We start from the raw sequence: 17,224 nt of genomic DNA, 5'->3' as shown, positions 1-17,224 counted from the left end.
GGGCCGGCCGGCCGTGACGGGGAACGCGGCCGGCCGGCCCTTTTCTGTGGCGGCAGACGATGGGAGACGGGAGGTCTGCCGCCGGGGAGTGACCGGCCGGCTTGGAGAGGGAGCAGGCCGGTCAGGAGGTCATCGCTGGTTCACTGCCACGTTGCTCGGCAGCGGGATGTACGGGAACGTCTTGTCGAAGGGCTTGTCGTTCGCGTCCACCTTGTCCGTCAGGCCGGGGATGAGCTTGCCGCTCTGCGCGGCGCCGGCCACGGCCTGCAGCTCGATGTCCACGACGTCGTCGGCGAGCCGGCGGCCGTTCGGGAAGCCCTGCAGGTCGCCGCCGAGGACGCCGAGCCTGTTCGGGTCCTTGGTGACGGGGATCGACATGTTCAGCCGTAGCTGCTCGGAGCCGCGCTGCTTGCCGGCGTCCTTGTTGAGCGACTGCGCGTTCAGGTCGGCCTTGATGGGGCCGTTGTCCTTGGCGATGCCGCTCAGGAAGATCTGGACCAGGTCGTTGCGCGGCGTCGCGGGTGCCTTGATGCCGTAGATGGACTCGAGGAGCCTGGCGACCTCGGGGTTGGTGACCCGGTCGACCAGCGCCTTGACGTCCGCGTCCTTGGACGGGTCGAGCGCGTTGTAGGCGTCCTTCATGCCGGCGGCCGCCACCAGCTCGTTCGCCAGCGGGTTGCACAGGCGGGAGACCTGCACGAACGAGTTGCCGTTGAACTTGTCGGTGGTGGAGCAGACGCCGATCACCGGGTTGCGCTTGGGGTCGCCCTTGAGCGCCAGGTCGGCCTGGGGAACCTGGAGGGCCACGGTGTTGACGTTGTAACCCTTGAGGGTGTCCTGGCCGACGAGGGACAGGTCGCCGCCGTAGAGCAGGTCGAACACGCGCAGATCGAGGAAGAAGGCCTCGTCCGACTGCCCGGAGTAGGTCTTGCCGCCGCCGGGGAGATTCTTGATCGCCTGGTTGCGCAGGGTCGCGTAGTTCGGCATGGAGGCGGCGCCGACGTTGCTGGGGGCGACGATGCCGTCGCTGACCAGGGTCTTGGAGCCGCTGGGCGTGATCCGCTTGAGCGTGTAGCGCTGGCGGAAGAGCAGGTTCTCGTCGTTCAGCGAGGTGACGGGGCCGTTGTTGTAGAGGAACGTGGCGTTGCCGCGCTTGTCCTCGTTGCGGAACGTCCACTCGTACACGATGTCGGACTTGCCGTCGCCATCGTTGTCGATCTTTATGTTGTGCCGCGACCTGGTGGCGAACGGGTAGAAGTTCGGGCCGCCGTTGGGCTCCTCGAACGGGATCCAGTTCGAGATCAGGGTCACGGAGTCGGGCTTGTCAGGGCTGACGAACGCGTACACGTCGGTGTTGTCGTGCTGCGGGTCGTTCGAGATCGCTGGGGCCTCGCGGTGTGAGGAAGCGGTGCCGGAGTCGGTGCGGAGCACGGCCATCGACGAGGCGGCGACCGCTACGGCGAGACCAAGTCCGACTAGAGCGCGCCGGTTGATCCGGAGCTCCATGTTCGGTCCTTTCGGGAAGGGCTGATCGTGACGTTCGAGGTTCCGGCCGGATTCCTCGACGCCCTATTCGTCCGCGGGCCGCCGCCGGATGTCGGTCTCCTCCCCGAGAATGAGTGTCAACCAAAGTTGACATACTTAAGTCGTCAATCTAGGTTGACTCTGTCTCGGCGGTGCAGAACGGGGCGCTCCGTTCGTTGGAGAGAAGTTGAGAAATATCGTGAAAGGAGATGCGGTGGTCAAGGAGCTGCTCGCCTACGTCCGCCCGCACCGGAGAGTCCTCGTCCTGGGCGGGTTATTGAGCTTGATCGGGTCGGCGGCGGGCCTGTCGATGCCGTTGCTGGCCAAGTACGTGGTGGACGCGTTCGGCCAGGGCGGGTCGATGGCCGGGCCACTGATGTGGCTGACCGTGGCGGTGCTGGTCGGCGCCGTCGTCTCGGCCGGCGGAAGCTACCTGATGGAGCGGACGGGCGAGGGCATCGTGCTCGGCGCCCGGCGCAGGCTCGTGGACCGGATGTTGCGGCTCAAGGTCGCCGACGTCGACCGGCTCAAGCCCGGCGACCTGCTGTCGCGGGTCACCGGTGACACGACGTTGCTGCGCGCCGTGCTGACCAACGGCATCGTGGAGTCCGTCAGCGCGGCGTTCATGCTGGTCGGCGCGATCGTCCTGATGGCCACGATGGACGGCGTGCTGCTGCTGGTCACGCTGCTGATCGTGGTGCTGATCGGCGGGCTGGTCGCGCTCATCATGCCGAAGATCCAGCGGGCGCAGTCGCACGCCCAGGAGGCCGTGGGCGAGATGGGCGCCGTGCTGGACCGGGCGCTGCAGGCCTACAGGACGGTCAAGGCCAGCGGCGCGGAGGAGCGGGAGATCGCCGTGGTCGGCGAGGCCGCCACGCAGGCCCGGGATCGCGGGCTGCAGGTCGCCGGCTGGACGTCGCTCGCGGGGGTGGCGGCGTGGATGGCGGTGCAGATCGCGTTCCTGGCCGTGCTGGCGGTGGGCGGCGCGCGGGTCGCCTCCGGCACGCTGGAGGTGTCGTCGCTGATCGCGTTCCTGCTCTACCTGTTCTACCTCGTGCCGCCGATCGGGCAGCTCGTGCAGGGCGGGGTGCAGCTCCAGCAGGGGCTCGCCGCGATGAAGCGGATCAAGGAGATCGAGGAGCTGCCCGCCGAGCCGGTGAGCGTCGCGGCGCCGGAGGACGGCCGTCCGGTCGGGGTGCGCTTCGAGGACGTGGTCTTCAGGTACGGCGACGACCGGCCCGTGGTGCACGACGGCGTGAGCTTCGAGGTGCCGCCCGGCGGCATGACCGCGCTGGTCGGGCCCTCGGGAGCGGGCAAGTCCACGGTGTTCGCGCTGCTGGAGCGCTTCTACGAGCACCAGGGCGGCACGATCCTCGTCGACGGCAGGGACATCCGCGACTGGCCGCTGGCCGAGCTGCGGGCCGCGCTCGGCTACGTCGAGCAGGACGCGCCCGTGCTGGCCGGCACGCTGCGGGAGAACCTGCTGTTCGCCGCCCAGGACGCCACGGAGGAGGAGCTGCGCCGGGCGATCGCGCGTACGAGGCTCGACGACCTGGTGGCCAGGCTGCCCGAAGGGCTGGAGACGCCGGTCGGGCACCGGGGCGTGCTGCTGTCGGGCGGCGAGCGGCAGCGCGTGGCGATCGCCAGGGCGCTGCTGCGCAAGCCCAGGCTGCTGCTGCTCGACGAGGCCACCTCGCAGCTCGACGCGGTCAACGAGCTGCGCCTGCGCGAGGTCATCGCCGAGGTCGCGCAGGAGACGACGGTGCTGGTCATCGCGCACCGCCTGTCCACGGTGACGGGCGCCGACCGGATCGTGGTCATGGAGTCGGGCGGCGTGCGGGCCGTGGGCACGCACGACGAGCTGGTGGGCGAGGACGAGCTGTACAGGGAGCTGGCGGCCACCCAGTTCCTGGTGGGTTAACGATCTTGTCAGTTTACGGACATCCGTAATTAGGAGTTCGTGCCTACGGTCGGATGATGATTTCCGTGAAGCTCGCCAAGATCGGTCTTGCCGCCCTGGCCCTGGTGGGAGGCAGCGTCGTTCCCCTCGCGATCGGCGCCACCCCCGCCGAGGCCGCGTCCTGTGGCGGCAGGCTGGTCGACAGTATCGCCGTCAAGAAGGGCAGCAGGACCTACGGCACGCTCAAGCTCTACTACAGCTCCTCGACGGGCAAGAACTGCGCCCGTCTCGACCGCGTGGTCAACTACGGGACGAAGAAGGGCATGATCCTGTCCCTGTACGCCTGCGGCAAGGGCTGGTCCGTGAGCAAGTGCCACCGCGACTTCTACAAGGTCGGCCAGGACAGCGGCCAGTTCGGCCAGTACGCCGGCCCGGTCAGCGTCCCCGGCAAGGGCCGCTGCATCCAGGTCCAGGCGGGCGTCCAGGCCAGGGACAACTCGTGGGCCAACTACAACAGCCCGGTCTTCCACTGCGGCTGAAGCCGATATTCCGGTTAGTCTCTTCGTGAATGGGTTCATTCACGAAGGGACCACCACCCATGAGCAGGACAGTCCGCGCCCCGCGAGGCAGCACGATCACCGCGAAGGGCTGGCCGCAGGAGGCCGCCCTGCGCATGCTCCAGAACAACCTGGACCCCGAGGTGGCCGAGCATCCCGAGCAGCTCGTCGTCTACGGCGGCTCGGGCCGGGCGGCGCGTGACTGGCCGTCGTTCGACGCGCTGGTCAGGACGCTGACCACGCTGGAGGGCGACGAGACGCTGCTGGTGCAGTCGGGGCGCCCCGTGGGCGTCTTCCGCACCCACGAGTGGGCGCCCCGGGTGCTCATCGCCAACTCCAACCTGGTTCCCGACTGGGCGAACTGGGAGGAGTTCCGGCGGCTGGAGGCGGCCGGGCTCACCATGTACGGGCAGATGACCGCGGGCTCGTGGATCTACATCGGCACCCAGGGCATCCTGCAGGGCACCTACGAGACGTTCGCCGCGGTGGCGGACAAGAGGTTCGGCGGCACCCTGGCAGGCACCATCACGCTCACCGCCGGCCTCGGCGGCATGGGCGGCGCCCAGCCCCTGGCCATCACCATGAACGGCGGCGTGGCCATCTGCGTCGACTGCGACCCGCGCTCGGTGTCCCGCCGCATCGAGCACCGCTACCTCGACGTCGAGGCGGCCTCGCTGGACGAGGCTCTGCGGCTGGCGTACGAGGCCCGCGACGCCCGCAGGCCGCTGTCGATCGGCGTGGTCGGCAACGCCGCCGAGGCCGTGCCCGGCCTGCTGGCCCGCGGCGCCGAGATCGACATCGTCACCGACCAGACCTCCGCCCACGACCCGCTGATGTACCTGCCGCTCGGCGTGGCCTTCGAGGACATGGCCGCCGAGCGCGACAAGGACCCGGCCGGCTTCACCGAGCGGGCCCGCACGTCGATGGCCAGGCACGTCGAGGCCATGGTGGGCTTCAAGGACGCCGGGGCGGAGGTGTTCGACTACGGCAACTCCATCAGGGGCGAGGCCAAGCTGGCCGGCTACGCGCGCGCCTTCGACTTCCCCGGCTTCGTGCCCGCCTACATCAGGCCGCTGTTCTGCGCCGGCAAGGGCCCGTTCCGGTGGGCCGCGCTGAGCGGCGACCCGGCCGACATCGCCGCCACCGACCGGGCCATCCTGGAGCTGTTCCCCGAGAACGAGGCGCTGGCCAGGTGGATCAGGAAGGCCGGGGAGAAGGTGCACTTCCAGGGCCTGCCGGCGCGCATCTGCTGGCTCGGCTACGGCGAGCGCGACGTCGCCGGCGAGCGGTTCAACGACATGGTGGCCTCCGGCGAACTCCAGGCGCCGATCGTGATCGGCCGCGACCACCTCGACAGCGGCTCCGTCGCCTCCCCCTACCGCGAGACGGAGTCCATGGCCGACGGCTCCGACGCGATCGCCGACTGGCCGCTGCTCAACGCCATGCTCAACACCGCCTCCGGCGCCGCCTGGGTGTCCATCCACCACGGCGGCGGCGTCGGCATCGGCCGCTCCATCCACGCCGGCCAGGTGACGGTGGCCGACGGCACCGTGTTGGCCCGCGAGAAGCTCAACCGCGTGCTCACCAACGACCCGGGCACCGGCGTGATGCGCCACGTGGACGCGGGTTACGAGGAGGCCGCGCGGGTGGCCGAGGACAAGGGAGTACGTATTCCGATGCGGGAGTCGTGACTCTGCAACGGGATGAGAATGCCGGGTCCGCGGTGTTGGAGGTGGCGTGGCGGACGGATATCACGGTGGGCTCGACGTGCTCCTGGATGGCCGGCGGCTGTCGCCCGTACAGCGGAGGATCGCGCACTATCTCAGCGAGCACCTGGACGAGGCGATCTTCCTGTCCAGCGTGGAGCTGGCGGAGCGGGCCGGCGTCAGCCAGCCCTCCGTGACCAGGTTCGCCATGGTGCTGGGCTTCGCCGGCTACCCCGAGCTGCGGCAGGCGCTGCGGCCGCTGGTGCTCGGGGGCGGGGTCGAGGCGCCGCAGGAGAGCCTGCTGCGCGGCGCGATCGACTGCGAGATCCGCAATCTCGCCCTGGTCAGGGAGCGGCTGGCGGCGTTCCCGCTCAAGGAGCTGGGCGAGCAGCTCGCCGCCACCGAGCCGCTGCCCGTGCTCGGGCTGCGCGTCTCGTGCGGGCTGGCCACCACGTTCGCCTACTACGCCCGCCGCATCCACCCCGACGTGCGGCTGCTCACCCACGGCGGCTCCGAGCTGGTCGACGGGCTGCACGCCGCCCGCCGGGCCGGGGCCGAGTGGGTGGTGGCCGTGGTCCTGCCGCGTTACCCGGCGGAGGCGCTGCACGGCCTGGAGTACGCCGGGAAGCTCGGGCTCCGGGTGGCCGCCATCACCGACAAGCCCGACTTCCCCGCCGAGATCGTGCTGGACGCGCCCGTGGGCGACCGGCTCGTGTTCGACTCGCACGCGGCGCCGCTGGCGCTGGCCATGGCCCTGGTGGAGGCCATGGCCGACGCGGCGCCGCTGCGCACCCAGGCCAGGCTCGACGAGTACGAGCGGATGACCGAGGAGACCGGCACCTTCCACCCCGGCGAGCTTCAATAAGCTGCCTCCCATGACTGATCGACCGAAGGCGCTGGTCACAGGCGCCTCCAGGGGTGTCGGCGCGGCCGTCGCCAGGGCCCTGGCCCCGACCCATGACGTCCTGCTCGGCGGCCGCGACGAGGCGGCGCTGGCCGCCCTGGCCGCCGAGCTGCCCGGCTCCCGGCCCTGGCCGGTGGAGCTGACCCGGGTCACGGCGGCCGACGTCGAGGACGTCGAACGGCTCGACGTCCTCGTGCACAGCGCCGGGATCAGCGTGCTCGGCCGGATCGCCGACACGCCCGCCGACGTGTGGCTGCGGACCATGGAGGTCAACGTCGTCGCGGTCGCCGAGCTGACCCGGCTGCTGCTGCCCGCGCTGCGCGCCGCCGAGGGGCACGTCGTGTGCGTCAACTCGGGCTCCGGCCAGCGAGCCAACCCCCACTGGGCCTCGTACGCGGCCAGCAAGTTCGCGCTCAAGGCGTTCGCCGACGCGCTGCGGCTGGAGGAGCCCGCGCTCCGGGTCACCACCGTCTACCCGGGCCGGACCGCCACCGACATGCAGCGCGGCGTGCGCGACTACGAAGGCGGGGAGTTCGAGCCCGAGAAGTACCTCAAGCCGGAGACCGTGGCCAGGGCCGTGCTGGCGGCCGTCACGGCCGGGCCCGACGCGCACCTCACCGAGCTGACGCTGCGCCCCAGGGGAGGGCCGGTCAACTGAAGTGAATGGATTCATTCACTAGAGTTGGCTCCATGCTTGAGCAACTCTCGCACATAGGACGAGATCCGGAGACCGGCGGTTACGTTCGCGACGCGTGGTCGGAGGCCGACCTGGAGCTGCGCGAGTGGTTCGCGGGCGAGGCCGGGCGGCGCGGCCTCGCCCTGCGGGAGGACCGCAACGGCAACCTGTGGGCCTGGTGGGGCGCCCCGTCGCCGGAGCGCCCGGGCGTCGTCACCGGCAGCCACCTCGACTCCGTACGGCAGGGCGGCGCGTACGACGGGCCGCTCGGCGTCGTGTCGGCCTTCGCCGCGCTCGACCTGCTGCGCGAGCGGGACGTGACGCCGTCCGTCCCCCTGGGCGTGGCCTGCTTCAGCGACGAGGAGGGCGCCAGGTTCGGCGTGCCGTGCGCGGGGTCGCGGCTGCTCACCGGGATGCTCCCGCCCGAGCGGGCGCTCGCGCTCACCGACGACGACGGCGACACCCTGGCCGACGTGCTGAAGCGGGCCGGGCGCAGGCCGGACCGGCTCGGGCGGGACGACGAGACGCTGGCCGCCGTCGGCACGTTCGTCGAGCTGCACGTGGAGCAGGGCCGCGGGCTCGTCACCGAGGGCCGTCCCGTGGGCGTGGCCGGCGCCATCTGGCCGCACGGGCGGTGGCGGTTCGACTTCCGCGGGCGGGCCGACCACGCGGGCACCACCAGGCTGGCCGACAGGGACGATCCGATGTTGCCGCTGGCCCGCATGGTGCTGGCCGCGCGCGAGGCGGCCGAGCGCCGCGGGGTGGTGGCCACGGTCGGCAAGGTCCGCGTCTCGCCCGGCAACGCGAACGCCATCCCCGGCCTGGCCTCCGCCTGGCTGGACGCGCGCGGCGCCGACGAGGACGCCGTGCGCGCGCTGGTGGCCGAGCTTTCCGAGGTCTGCGCGGGCGCGGAGGTGCGCGAGGAGTCGTGGACCCCGGTCGTCACCTTCGACACCGGGCTCAGGGACCGGATCGCCAGGGCCGCCGGGGGCGACACGCCCGCGCCGATCCTGCCCACGGGCGCCGGTCACGACGCCGGGATCCTCGCCGCGGCAGGCGTCCCGAGCGCGATGTTGTTCGTCAGGAACCCCACCGGCGTGTCCCACTCCCCCGGCGAGCACGCCGAACAGGCAGACTGCGAGGCGGGAGTCGTGGCACTCGCGGACGTGCTGGAGGAGCTGTGTCGCTGACCTACTGGTGCGAGCGGGCCTGGCTGCCCGACGGGATCGCCGACGACGTGCTCGTCGAGATCGACGGCACCAGGATCAGGCGCATCGGCCAGGGCCCGCCGGGGTCGGCCGAGCGGCTGCCGGGGCTGACGATCCCCGGCCTGGCCAACGCCCACTCCCACGCCTTCCACCGCGCGCTGCGCGGCGCCACCCAGCGCGGCCAGGGCGACTTCTGGACCTGGCGCGAGCGCATGTACGAGGTGGCCGCCCGCCTCGACCCCCGCTCCTACCAGCGCTTGGCCACGGCGGTCTACGCCGAGATGGCGCTGGCGGGCATCACGTGCGTGGGGGAGTTCCACTACCTGCACCACGACCAGGGCGGGCGCCCGTACCAGGACGATCCCAACGCGATGGGGCATGCCCTCATCCACGCGGCCCGCGCCGCCGGCCTGCGCATCGCGCTCCTCGACACCTGTTACCTGTCGGGCGGCATCGGCGTGCCCCTGTCCGACGTGCAGCTCCGCTTCAGCGACGGCGACTCCGAGCGCTGGGCGGCCCGGGCCGAGCTGCTGGCGGCGGCCTACGAGGGGCAGCCCGACGTGGAGATCGGCGCGGCCATCCACTCCGTGCGGGCGGTGCCGCCCGACCAGATGCCTGTCGTCGCGGAGTTCTCCCACCGGCATGCGGCTCCGCTGCACATGCACGTCTCCGAGCAGCGGGCGGAGAACACGGCCTGCGTGGAGAGGTACGCGGCCACGCCCGTCCAGGTCCTGCACGAGCGCGGGGCGCTCGGCCCGCGCTCGACCGCCGTGCACGCCACCCACCTGACCGACGTGGACATCGAGCTGCTCGGGCAGTCGGGCACGTACATCTGCATGTGCCCGACCACCGAACGCGACCTGGCCGACGGCATCGGCCCGGCCAGAGCCGCCGCCGACAGGGGCGCGTGCCTCACGCTGGGCTCCGACAGCCATGCCGTGATCGACCTGTTCGAGGAGGCCAGGGGCATGGAGCTGAACGAGCGGCTGGCCAGCAGGAAACGCGGCCACTGGCCCGCCGCCGACCTGCTCGCCGCCGCCACGGGCGCGGGTCACACCTCGCTCGGCTTCCCCGACGCCGGGCTGCTCGTGCCCGGCGCCTGGGCCGACCTGGTGTCGGTGCGGCTCGACTCCGTACGCACGGCGGGCGCGTCCGGGCTGGAGGCCGTGGTGTTCGCGGCGACGGCGGCCGACGTGCACTCCGTGGTGTCCGGCGGGCGGCGGGTGGTCGCGGCGGGCAGGCACGTGCTGGGCGACGTCGCCGCCCTGCTGACCGAGGCGATCGAGGAGCTGAGATGACCACCACCACGTTGATCGACCAGATCGGGCTCCTCTACACGGGCGACCCGGAGCGGGAGGAGGTCCCCGACGCCGCGCTCGTCATCGAGGACGGCTCGGTCGCCTGGTGCGGCCCGGCGGCCGGGGCCCCCGCCGCCGACGAGCGCGTGGACGCCGGAGGCCGGGCGGTGATCCCCGGCTTCGTGGACAGCCACGCCCACCTGATCTTCGCCGGTGACCGTACGGCCGAGTTCCAGGCCCGCATGTCCGGCGAGCCGTACACCGGGGGCGGCATCAGGACCACGGTCGCCGCCACCCGCGAGGCCGGCGAGGCCGAGCTGGCCACCCACGCCTACTCCCTGGTACGCGAGATGCGCGCGCAGGGCACGACCACCGTGGAGATCAAGAGCGGCTACGGCCTGTCCGTCGAGCACGAGCGGCGCTCGCTGGAGATCGCCACCACGCTCACCGACGAGACCACCTTCCTCGGGGCGCACGTCGTGCCGGCGGACATGGACGCCGACTCCTACGTGCGGCTCGTGGCCGGGGAGATGCTGGAGGCGTGCGCCCCGTACGCGAAGTGGGTGGACGTGTTCTGCGAGCGGGGAGCGTTCGACGGGGACCAGACGCGGGAGATCCTGTCGGCCGGGCTGAAGGCCGGGCTGGGGGTGCGCGTGCACGCCAACCAGCTCACCGAGGGGCCCGGGGTGCGCATCGCCTGCGAGCTGGGCGCCGCCTCCGCCGACCACTGCACCCACCTGACGGCGGCCGACGTGGACGCGCTCGCCTCGTCGGGGACGGTGGCGACGCTGCTGCCGGGCGCCGAGTTCTCCACCCGGTCGCCGTACCCGGACGCGCGGCGGCTGATCGACGCCGGGGTGACCGTGGCGCTGGCCACCGACTGCAACCCCGGCTCGTCGTTCACGTCGTCGATGGCGTTCTGCGTGGCGCTGGCCGTGCGCGAGATGCGGATGACGCCGCTGGAGGCGATCAGGGCGGCGACGTACGGAGGGGCGCGCGCGCTGCGCCGTACGGACGTAGGCTGGCTGAGGCGCGGAGCTCGCGCGGACCTCGTCATCCTCGACGCCCCCTCCTACGTGCATCTGGCCTACCGGCCCGGCGTTCCCCTCGTTCACCAGGTGTTTCACGGCGGTCTCCTCCTTTAGGAGGACATCCAGAACCATCCCGCAGGCGTAGTTGTTGAGGGAATCTTTGCCTCTGGCCGGACGTTGGCCGGGTATAGAACGCAGCTGCGGAACGAGGTGCCTGGGGATGGCAAGGCCTACGGGGAGTCGCACGCAGGAGCAGCACGTCGCTGATCGCGATCTGCTGGGGACATATCTGGCCGAGATCGGCCGGGTCCCGCTGCTCACGGCGGAGGAAGAGGTGGAGCTCGCCAAGCGCATCGAGGCGGGCCTCTTCGCCGAGCAGCTGCTCGACAGCGGGGGCTCGGAGCCGCGGATCGGGGACGCGGCCGACGAGGAGCTGGAGCGCCTGGCCATTTCGGGCCAGCGGGCCAAGGAGGAGTTCATTCAGGCCAACCTGCGCCTCGTGGTGGCGGTGGCCAGGAAATATTCGGGGCGGGGGATGCCGCTGATCGACCTGGTCCAGGAGGGGAACCTGGGTCTGGTCCGCGCGGTGGAGAAGTTCGACTACCGCCGGGGGTACAAGTTCTCCACCTACGCCACGTGGTGGATCAGGCAGTCGGTGGGGCGGGCCATTCACGAGCAGGCCCGGCCGGTGCGGCTGCCCACGCACGCCGGGGAGCAGATGACCCGGCTGATGCGGGTGCGGCGCGACATGCTGGCGGAGTTCGACGCCGAGCCGACCGATGACGATCTCGCCGGCATGCTCGATCTGCCGATCGAGCGGGTTCGCGAGCTGCGGCGCTGGGCCTCCGACCCGGTCTCGCTCCAGCTCGGGGTGGGCGACGAGGACGAGACCGAGCTCGGCGACATGATCGCCGACGAGACGTGGGCCGATCCCGAGCAGCAGGCGATCGACATCCTGGAGCGGGAGCGGCTCGACCAGTGGCTCACCGGGCTGGAGGGCCCCACCAGCGAGATGCTGCGGTGGCGCTACGGGCTGGTGGACGGGCGCGAGCACACGCTGACCGAGGTGGGGGAGCGGTACGGCATCGGCCGCGACCGGGCCCGCCGCATCGAGCGTGACGCGCTGGCGCGGCTGCGCAAGATGGCGACCGCGGCCGCCTGACGATCTGTCCGACGGGCTGTCGCCGACGCACCTGGGGAGGTGGCGCGTCGGCGGCGGCCCGTTGTTTCGTTTCGCGGGTCAGTCCGTGCGCAGGAGGCGGCGCAGGAACTCCTCGACGGCGGCCTCCACCGTGGCGTGGTCGCCGCCCCGCGCCACCAGCAGCGCGCTCTCGTTGATCGCGGCCAGCAGCATGTGCGCGTGCAGGTCCAGGTACGCGGCCGGCACCGTGCCCGTGGCGTCGAGGGCCGACTTCAGCATGCCGAACGAGTAGCGCTCCTCCAGGGCGCGCCATCGCTCCCAGCCCAGCACCGCCGGCGCGTCGATGAGGACGATGCGCTTGATGACGGGGTCGCCGGCGAGCCGGATCCAGGTGCGGATGCCGATGCGCAGCGCCGCCTCCGGGCTTCCGGCGCCGCGGACCGCCTGCACGATCTTGGCGCCCACGCCTGCCTCCGTGGCCTCCAGCACGGCTTCGAACAGGGCTTCCTTGCCCGCGTAGTGGTGGTAGAGCGCCCCTCTGCTCAGCCCCGACTCCTGCAGCACCGTCTCGATGGAGGTGTCGTCGTAGCCGCGCTCGGCGAACAGCCGCGTGGCGATGGTCAGGACCCTTTCGCGGGTGGCCGCGCCGCGTTCCGCCTTGAGGTTCATGGTGCCACTCTAGACAAACCGACTATCGGTCGGTAATTTCGTAGACCGACAGTCGGTTTGTAAAAGGGGGATCACCGCATGGACGGCATCAGCTACGTGGACCAGGGCGAGGGCCCGGTCGCCCTGTTCGTGCACGGCGTGGGCACCGGCTCCCACCTGTGGCGCCACGTCATCGGCGAGCTGCGCGACGAGCGCCGCTGCGTGGCCATCGACTTACCGCTGCACGGTGGCAGCGACCCGCGCGACGACCTGTCGATCCCCGCGCTGGCCGAGGCCGTCGAGGAGCTCTGCGAGCACCTCGGCCTCACCGACATCGACCTCGTCGGCAACGACACCGGCGGCGCGGTGTGCCAGGTCTTCGCCGTACGGCACCGCGAGCGCCTGCGCACGCTCACCCTCACCAACTGCGACGTGCACACCAACACCCCGCCCGAGGCGTTCAGGCCCACGGTCGAGCTGGCGGCCAGGGGCGAGCTGGCCGGGCTCACCGCGCTCCTGCTCGACCAGCCGGAGCTGCTGGCCAGGACCGCCTTCGGTGACGGCTACGAGCGCATCGACGACCCGAAGGCGGTGGTGGAGGCGTACATCAGGCCGATCCTGAGCAAGCCGGGCGGTGGGCGGGCGTTCGAGCGGCTGCTGACCGCCATCGACGCCAAGGACCTGATCGCCATCGAGCCGCAGCTCACCGTGCTGACCGTGCCGACGCTGCTGGTGTGGGGCACGGGCGACACGTTCTTCGACGTGAGCTGGGCGCGGTGGCTGCGCGACACGATCCCGGGCGTCAAGGAGATCGTGGAGATCGAGGGCGGGCGGCTGTTCTTCCCGGAGGAGCGGGCCGGCGAGCTGGTGCCTCACCTGCGGAGGTTCTGGGCCCGGGATAGGCAGGCATAAGATCGGCGGCATGCGGGTCGAGACACTGCGCCGTTATCCGGTCAAATCCATGCTGGGGGAAGAGGTCGCCGAGAGCCGGGTGACCGAGCGCGGGCTCGCCGGGGACCGGGCGCGGGCCGTGCTCGACGTCGCGACCGGGAAGATCGCCAGTGCCAAGAACCCCCGGCTCTGGCGCGGGCTGCTGACCATCGAGGGCGCGCGGGCGCCCGGCGACGCGGAGCTGTCGGAGCTGCTCGGCCGCGAGGTCCGGCTGATCGACGTGCCGCCGCAGGGCGCCGAGCTGGAGCGGTCGGTGCCGGAGCAGGTGCTGGCCGAGGGCATCGAGGCCGAGGTGCCGCACACCATCACCACGCTCGGGACGGGCTCCCCCGAGGGCACGTTCTTCGACTTCGCCCCGATCCACCTGATCACCACCTCCACCGTCGAGCGGATCGGCGCGCTCGGCCCGCGCGGGCACGTCGAGGCCCTCCGCTACCGGCCGAACCTGGTGATCGCGACGGAGCCGGAGGGGTTCGTGGAGAACGACTGGGTGGGACGGGAGCTGCACGTCGGCGAGGACGTGGTGCTGCACGTCATCGTGGCCAGCCCGCGCTGCGCGGTGCCGACGCTGGCGCACGGGGCGCTGGAGCGCGACACCGACGCGTTGCGGACGGTGGCCAGGCACAACCGGGTGCCGGTGTTCGACCTGGCGCCGCAGGCCTGCGCGGGGGTGTACGCGCGGGTCCTGCGGCCCGGTGTCGTCAGGAAGGGCGACCCCGTACGGGTCGGCTGAGCGGCGCCGCCGTCAGGAGTCAGTTGAGCGGCGCCGTCGTCAGGATGGGCGGCCCGGCCCGGCGCGGCTCAGGCGAGCGGCGTCAGGTGCTTGTCCAGGTCGTCGAGGATCTTGCCGGCGGCGGTGACGCCGATTCCCGTCATCCAGATCTCGTCGTCCACGTTGAAGGCATGGCCGGCCTTGACCGCCTTGAGGTTCTTCCACAGCGGCCCGGCGGTGACCTCGGCCTGCGACTTGGCCGCCGCCTCGCCGTACGCGGTGTAGAAGATCGCGTCGGCGTCGCCCTTCGCGATGTTCTCCTGGCTGATCTTGCCGAAGCGCTTGTCCTCCTGGTCGGCGAGCTGCTGCGCCTCCGGCCGGGGGATGCCCGCGTCGCCCAGCACGATGCCGCTGAACGACTCCGGGCCGTACAGGCGGATTTCGGTCGGCATGAAACGCACGATGCCGACCTGGAGCTTGGAGAACTTGGCGCCCACCTCCTTGGCTCGCGTCTCGTACCCGGACAGGAGCTGCTGCGCCTGGTCCTTCTTGCCCAGCGCCTCGGCGTCGAGCAGGAAGTTCTCCTTCCAGGTGATGCCGACCTTCTCGGTGAACACGGTCGGGGCGATCTTGGCGAGCTTGTCGTAGAACGCCGCCTGCCGGAACTTGGAGCCGAGGATGAGGTCGGGCTTGAGCGCCATGATGGCCTCGATGTTGAGCTGCTGGAGCGTGCCGACCGGCTTGGTGTTCGCCAGGGCGGAGCCGAGGTATTCGGGCCAGGTCTGGTTCTCCTGGGCCTGGGCCGCGCCGACGGGGGAGAGCCCGAGGGAGACCATGGTGTCGAGCTTGTCCGTGTCGAGCACGACGACGCGCTGCGGGGTCATGGGCACCTTGGTCTCGCCCATGGCGTGCTTCACGGTCCTGGTGGGACCGGCTTCCTGAGTGGTGGTCGAGGTCCCGCACGCGGTAAGCGCTAACACGGGGAGCATGGCGACGATGGCCAGGCGGAGGCGCATGAGCATTCCTTGATCGCTTAGGTAAGGCAAGCCTAAGTATCGCATGTCCGGTTTGGCACAGCCAAAAACGGTTGTGTGAGAAGCCCGAAACGAACGTGAAACACCAGTGCGGCGAGATTCACGAATGTGAAACACGCCTGGTCGAGCCACGAAACCCCAGGCGAACACGCTGTGGCCACACGTCACATGTAAGAAGGAGGGTCGCTTCGATGATCGACAGCGGCACTACCGCCTGGATGCTGGTATGCACCGCCCTGGTGCTGCTGATGACTCCGGGCCTCGCGTTCTTCTACGGGGGTATGACCCGGGCCAAGAGCGTTCTCAACATGATGATGATGTCGTTCGTCGCCATCATCGTCGTGACGGTCGCCTGGGTGCTGTACGGCTACTCCCTCGCGTTCGATACGGCCGGCGAAGGCGGCGGTATCAACCAGATCATCGGAGGACTCGACTTCGTCGGTCTGAGCGGGGTCTTCAACGCCGTCTATGAGGGCCTGATCGTCGAGGGCGGGAACGTGACGGCCGAGGCCGCCGCCGCCGACAACTTCCCGCTGATGGTGTTCTCCGCCTTCCAGCTCACGTTCGCGATCATCACCGTCGCGCTGATCAGCGGCGCCATCGCCGACCGGGCCAAGTTCGGCGCGTGGGTGCTGTTCTCCCTCGTGTGGGCCACGGTGGTGTACTTCCCCGTCGCCCACTGGGTCTGGGGCGGCGGCTGGCTGACGCAGCTCGGCATCGAGGACTTCGCCGGCGGTACGGTCGTCCACATCAACGCCGGCGCCGCGGCCCTCGCGCTCGCGCTCGTCCTGGGCAAGCGCACGGGCTGGCGCAAGGAGCCCATGCGACCGCACAACCTGACCCTGGTGCTGCTCGGCACCGGTCTGCTGTGGTTCGGCTGGTTCGGCTTCAACGCCGGCTCCGAGCTGGCCCCCGACCAGACCGCCGGTCTGGCCTTCATGAACACCCAGGTCGCCACGGCCGTCGCCGCCGGTGCCTGGCTCGTGGTGGAGAAGCTGCGCGACGGTCACGCGACCACGCTCGGCGTCGCCTCCGGCGCGGTGGCCGGTCTGGTCGCCATCACCCCGGCCTGCGGTTTCGTGGACCCGTGGGCGGCCGTGGTCATCGGCCTGCTCGCCGGTGTGGGCTGCGCCTACGCCGTGGGCCTGAAGTACAAGCTGGGCTTCGACGACTCCCTCGACGTGGTCGGCGTGCACCTGGTCGGCGGCGTCATCGGCGCGGTCGCGCTGGGCTTCGTCGCGGCCTACCCGTTCCTGCCCGGCCAGAACAAGGGCATCCTGATCGAGGGCGGGCAGATCAGCCAGCTCGGCCTCCAGGTGCTCGGCCCGGTCGCCGTCGGCGGCTACTCCTTCGTGATGTCCTGGGTCATCGGTAAGATCATCGACAAGACCATGGGCTTCCGCATCGCCCAGGAGGCCGAGGTCACCGGCGTCGACGTCTCCACCCACGCCGAGACCGGCTACGACCTCGGCACCGTTTACGCCTCGGGCGTGAGCTCCCCCAACGGTCCCGTCGCCCCGGCTGCAAAGAAGGTGGACGCATGAGGCTCATCACGGCGATCATCAAGCCCTTCAAGCTCGATGACGTGAAGGCCGCACTCGAACAGTTCGGCGTCAAGGGCATGACGGTCAGCGAGGCGAGCGGCTACGGCCGCCAGCGCGGCCACACCGAGGTCTACCGCGGCGCCGAGTACCAGGTGGACCTGGTGCCGAAGGTCCGGCTGGAGGTCCTCGCCGAAGAGGATGACGCCGAGGACGTGATCGACGTCATCGTCAAGGCCGCGCACACCGGCAAGATCGGTGACGGCAAGGTCTGGTCGGTGCCGGTCGACACCGTCATCCGGGTGCGCACCGGCGAACGGGGTCCGGAAGCCCTGTGAGGAACCTGGCCAAAGGCGTCCGGGTGAAGGTCTTCAGGGTTTCCATGGATCCGTG

The 17,224-nt window shown here is 70.9% G+C and carries 16 protein-coding genes; 13 read left to right on the top strand and 3 right to left on the bottom strand.

Annotated elements, in window-relative coordinates; genetic code table 11:
• Nucleotides 1-129: 129 nt before the first annotated feature.
• Complete coding sequence (locus AB0I79_RS21755) at nt 130-1,506, bottom strand: DUF4331 domain-containing protein (RefSeq protein ID WP_357875588.1); 1,377 nt, start codon at nt 1,504-1,506, stop codon at nt 130-132.
• A 232-nt stretch (nt 1,507-1,738) separates the two neighbouring features.
• Between AB0I79_RS21755 and AB0I79_RS21750 the strand changes: the two genes are divergently transcribed.
• From AB0I79_RS21750 to AB0I79_RS21710, 9 genes are all read left to right on the top strand, one after another.
• A complete protein-coding gene (locus AB0I79_RS21750) occupies nt 1,739-3,445 on the top strand; it encodes an ABC transporter ATP-binding protein (RefSeq protein WP_357875586.1) in 1,707 nt (568 codons plus the stop codon).
• A 65-nt stretch (nt 3,446-3,510) separates the two neighbouring features.
• Nucleotides 3,511-3,963, top strand: coding sequence for a hypothetical protein (locus AB0I79_RS21745; protein ID WP_357875584.1), 453 nt, complete (start codon nt 3,511-3,513; stop codon nt 3,961-3,963).
• A 59-nt stretch (nt 3,964-4,022) separates the two neighbouring features.
• Complete coding sequence (gene hutU, locus AB0I79_RS21740; protein ID WP_357875582.1) at nt 4,023-5,672, top strand: urocanate hydratase; 1,650 nt, start codon at nt 4,023-4,025, stop codon at nt 5,670-5,672.
• 46 nt (nt 5,673-5,718) lie between these two features.
• On the top strand, nt 5,719-6,552 hold the full coding sequence (locus AB0I79_RS21735; protein WP_357875580.1) for a MurR/RpiR family transcriptional regulator: 834 nt from the start codon (nt 5,719-5,721) through the stop codon (nt 6,550-6,552).
• 10 nt (nt 6,553-6,562) lie between these two features.
• Complete coding sequence (locus tag AB0I79_RS21730) at nt 6,563-7,249, top strand: SDR family oxidoreductase (RefSeq protein WP_357875578.1); 687 nt, start codon at nt 6,563-6,565, stop codon at nt 7,247-7,249.
• A 32-nt stretch (nt 7,250-7,281) separates the two neighbouring features.
• A complete protein-coding gene (locus AB0I79_RS21725; protein ID WP_357875576.1) occupies nt 7,282-8,457 on the top strand; it encodes an allantoate amidohydrolase in 1,176 nt (391 codons plus the stop codon).
• Nucleotides 8,448-9,773 carry a formimidoylglutamate deiminase gene (locus tag AB0I79_RS21720; protein WP_357875574.1) on the top strand — a complete coding sequence of 442 codons (1,326 nt, stop codon included), beginning with the start codon at nt 8,448-8,450 and terminating at the stop codon, nt 9,771-9,773. Before AB0I79_RS21725 ends, AB0I79_RS21720 begins: the two co-directional genes overlap by 10 nt.
• Nucleotides 9,770-10,918: an imidazolonepropionase gene (hutI, locus tag AB0I79_RS21715; protein ID WP_357875572.1), complete on the top strand. Its 1,149-nt coding sequence runs from the start codon at nt 9,770-9,772 to the stop codon at nt 10,916-10,918. The genes AB0I79_RS21720 and hutI overlap by 4 nt, the downstream gene beginning before the upstream one ends.
• Nucleotides 10,919-11,024: 106 nt before the next feature.
• On the top strand, nt 11,025-11,966 hold the full coding sequence (locus AB0I79_RS21710; RefSeq protein ID WP_357875570.1) for a sigma-70 family RNA polymerase sigma factor: 942 nt from the start codon (nt 11,025-11,027) through the stop codon (nt 11,964-11,966).
• Between the two features lie 78 nt (nt 11,967-12,044).
• Here AB0I79_RS21710 and AB0I79_RS21705 read toward each other — a convergent pair whose 3' ends face one another.
• Nucleotides 12,045-12,614, bottom strand: a complete 570-nt coding sequence (locus AB0I79_RS21705; RefSeq protein WP_357875568.1) for a TetR/AcrR family transcriptional regulator — start codon at nt 12,612-12,614, stop codon at nt 12,045-12,047.
• Between the two features lie 78 nt (nt 12,615-12,692).
• Between AB0I79_RS21705 and AB0I79_RS21700 the strand changes: the two genes are divergently transcribed.
• Together AB0I79_RS21700 and AB0I79_RS21695 are read left to right on the top strand one after the other, a co-directional pair.
• Nucleotides 12,693-13,505 carry an alpha/beta hydrolase gene (locus tag AB0I79_RS21700; RefSeq protein ID WP_357875566.1) on the top strand — a complete coding sequence of 271 codons (813 nt, stop codon included), beginning with the start codon at nt 12,693-12,695 and terminating at the stop codon, nt 13,503-13,505.
• A 10-nt stretch (nt 13,506-13,515) separates the two neighbouring features.
• Nucleotides 13,516-14,277 (top strand): MOSC domain-containing protein, encoded by a 762-nt coding sequence (locus AB0I79_RS21695; RefSeq protein ID WP_357875564.1) that lies wholly within the window; start codon nt 13,516-13,518, stop codon nt 14,275-14,277.
• A 68-nt stretch (nt 14,278-14,345) separates the two neighbouring features.
• Here the strand turns inward: AB0I79_RS21695 and AB0I79_RS21690 are convergent, their stop codons facing one another.
• Nucleotides 14,346-15,272 (bottom strand): iron-siderophore ABC transporter substrate-binding protein, encoded by a 927-nt coding sequence (locus AB0I79_RS21690; protein WP_357875562.1) that lies wholly within the window; start codon nt 15,270-15,272, stop codon nt 14,346-14,348.
• A 209-nt stretch (nt 15,273-15,481) separates the two neighbouring features.
• Here AB0I79_RS21690 and AB0I79_RS21685 point away from each other — a divergent pair, with 209 nt between their 5' ends.
• Both AB0I79_RS21685 and AB0I79_RS21680 read left to right on the top strand, forming a co-directional pair.
• Nucleotides 15,482-16,834, top strand: coding sequence for an ammonium transporter (locus tag AB0I79_RS21685; protein ID WP_357875560.1), 1,353 nt, complete (start codon nt 15,482-15,484; stop codon nt 16,832-16,834).
• Nucleotides 16,831-17,169: a P-II family nitrogen regulator gene (locus AB0I79_RS21680; protein ID WP_329583889.1), complete on the top strand. Its 339-nt coding sequence runs from the start codon at nt 16,831-16,833 to the stop codon at nt 17,167-17,169. The genes AB0I79_RS21685 and AB0I79_RS21680 overlap by 4 nt, the downstream gene beginning before the upstream one ends.
• Nucleotides 17,170-17,224: the final 55 nt, after the last annotated feature.

The sequence above is a fragment of the Nonomuraea sp. NPDC050202 genome (assembly GCF_040656115.1).
Lineage (GTDB): Bacteria > Actinomycetota > Actinomycetes > Streptosporangiales > Streptosporangiaceae > Nonomuraea.
This window is presented reverse-complemented; position numbering and strand designations above follow the sequence as displayed.

Bases quoted from the DNA above. Each gene is read 5' to 3' on its own strand.
- AB0I79_RS21690 (WP_357875562.1), bottom strand. From the start codon at position 15,272: ATGCGCCTCCGCCTGGCCATCGTCGCCATGCTCCCCGTGTTAGCGCTT.
- AB0I79_RS21725 (WP_357875576.1), top strand. From the start codon at position 7,282: ATGCTTGAGCAACTCTCGCACATAGGACGAGATCCGGAGACCGGCGGT.
- AB0I79_RS21700 (WP_357875566.1), top strand. From the start codon at position 12,693: ATGGACGGCATCAGCTACGTGGACCAGGGCGAGGGCCCGGTCGCCCTG.
- hutU (WP_357875582.1), top strand. From the start codon at position 4,023: ATGAGCAGGACAGTCCGCGCCCCGCGAGGCAGCACGATCACCGCGAAG.
- AB0I79_RS21705 (WP_357875568.1), bottom strand. From the start codon at position 12,614: ATGAACCTCAAGGCGGAACGCGGCGCGGCCACCCGCGAAAGGGTCCTG.
- AB0I79_RS21695 (WP_357875564.1), top strand. From the start codon at position 13,516: ATGCGGGTCGAGACACTGCGCCGTTATCCGGTCAAATCCATGCTGGGG.
- AB0I79_RS21710 (WP_357875570.1), top strand. From the start codon at position 11,025: ATGGCAAGGCCTACGGGGAGTCGCACGCAGGAGCAGCACGTCGCTGAT.
- AB0I79_RS21730 (WP_357875578.1), top strand. From the start codon at position 6,563: ATGACTGATCGACCGAAGGCGCTGGTCACAGGCGCCTCCAGGGGTGTC.
- hutI (WP_357875572.1), top strand. From the start codon at position 9,770: ATGACCACCACCACGTTGATCGACCAGATCGGGCTCCTCTACACGGGC.
- AB0I79_RS21680 (WP_329583889.1), top strand. From the start codon at position 16,831: ATGAGGCTCATCACGGCGATCATCAAGCCCTTCAAGCTCGATGACGTG.
- AB0I79_RS21755 (WP_357875588.1), bottom strand. From the start codon at position 1,506: ATGGAGCTCCGGATCAACCGGCGCGCTCTAGTCGGACTTGGTCTCGCC.
- AB0I79_RS21685 (WP_357875560.1), top strand. From the start codon at position 15,482: ATGATCGACAGCGGCACTACCGCCTGGATGCTGGTATGCACCGCCCTG.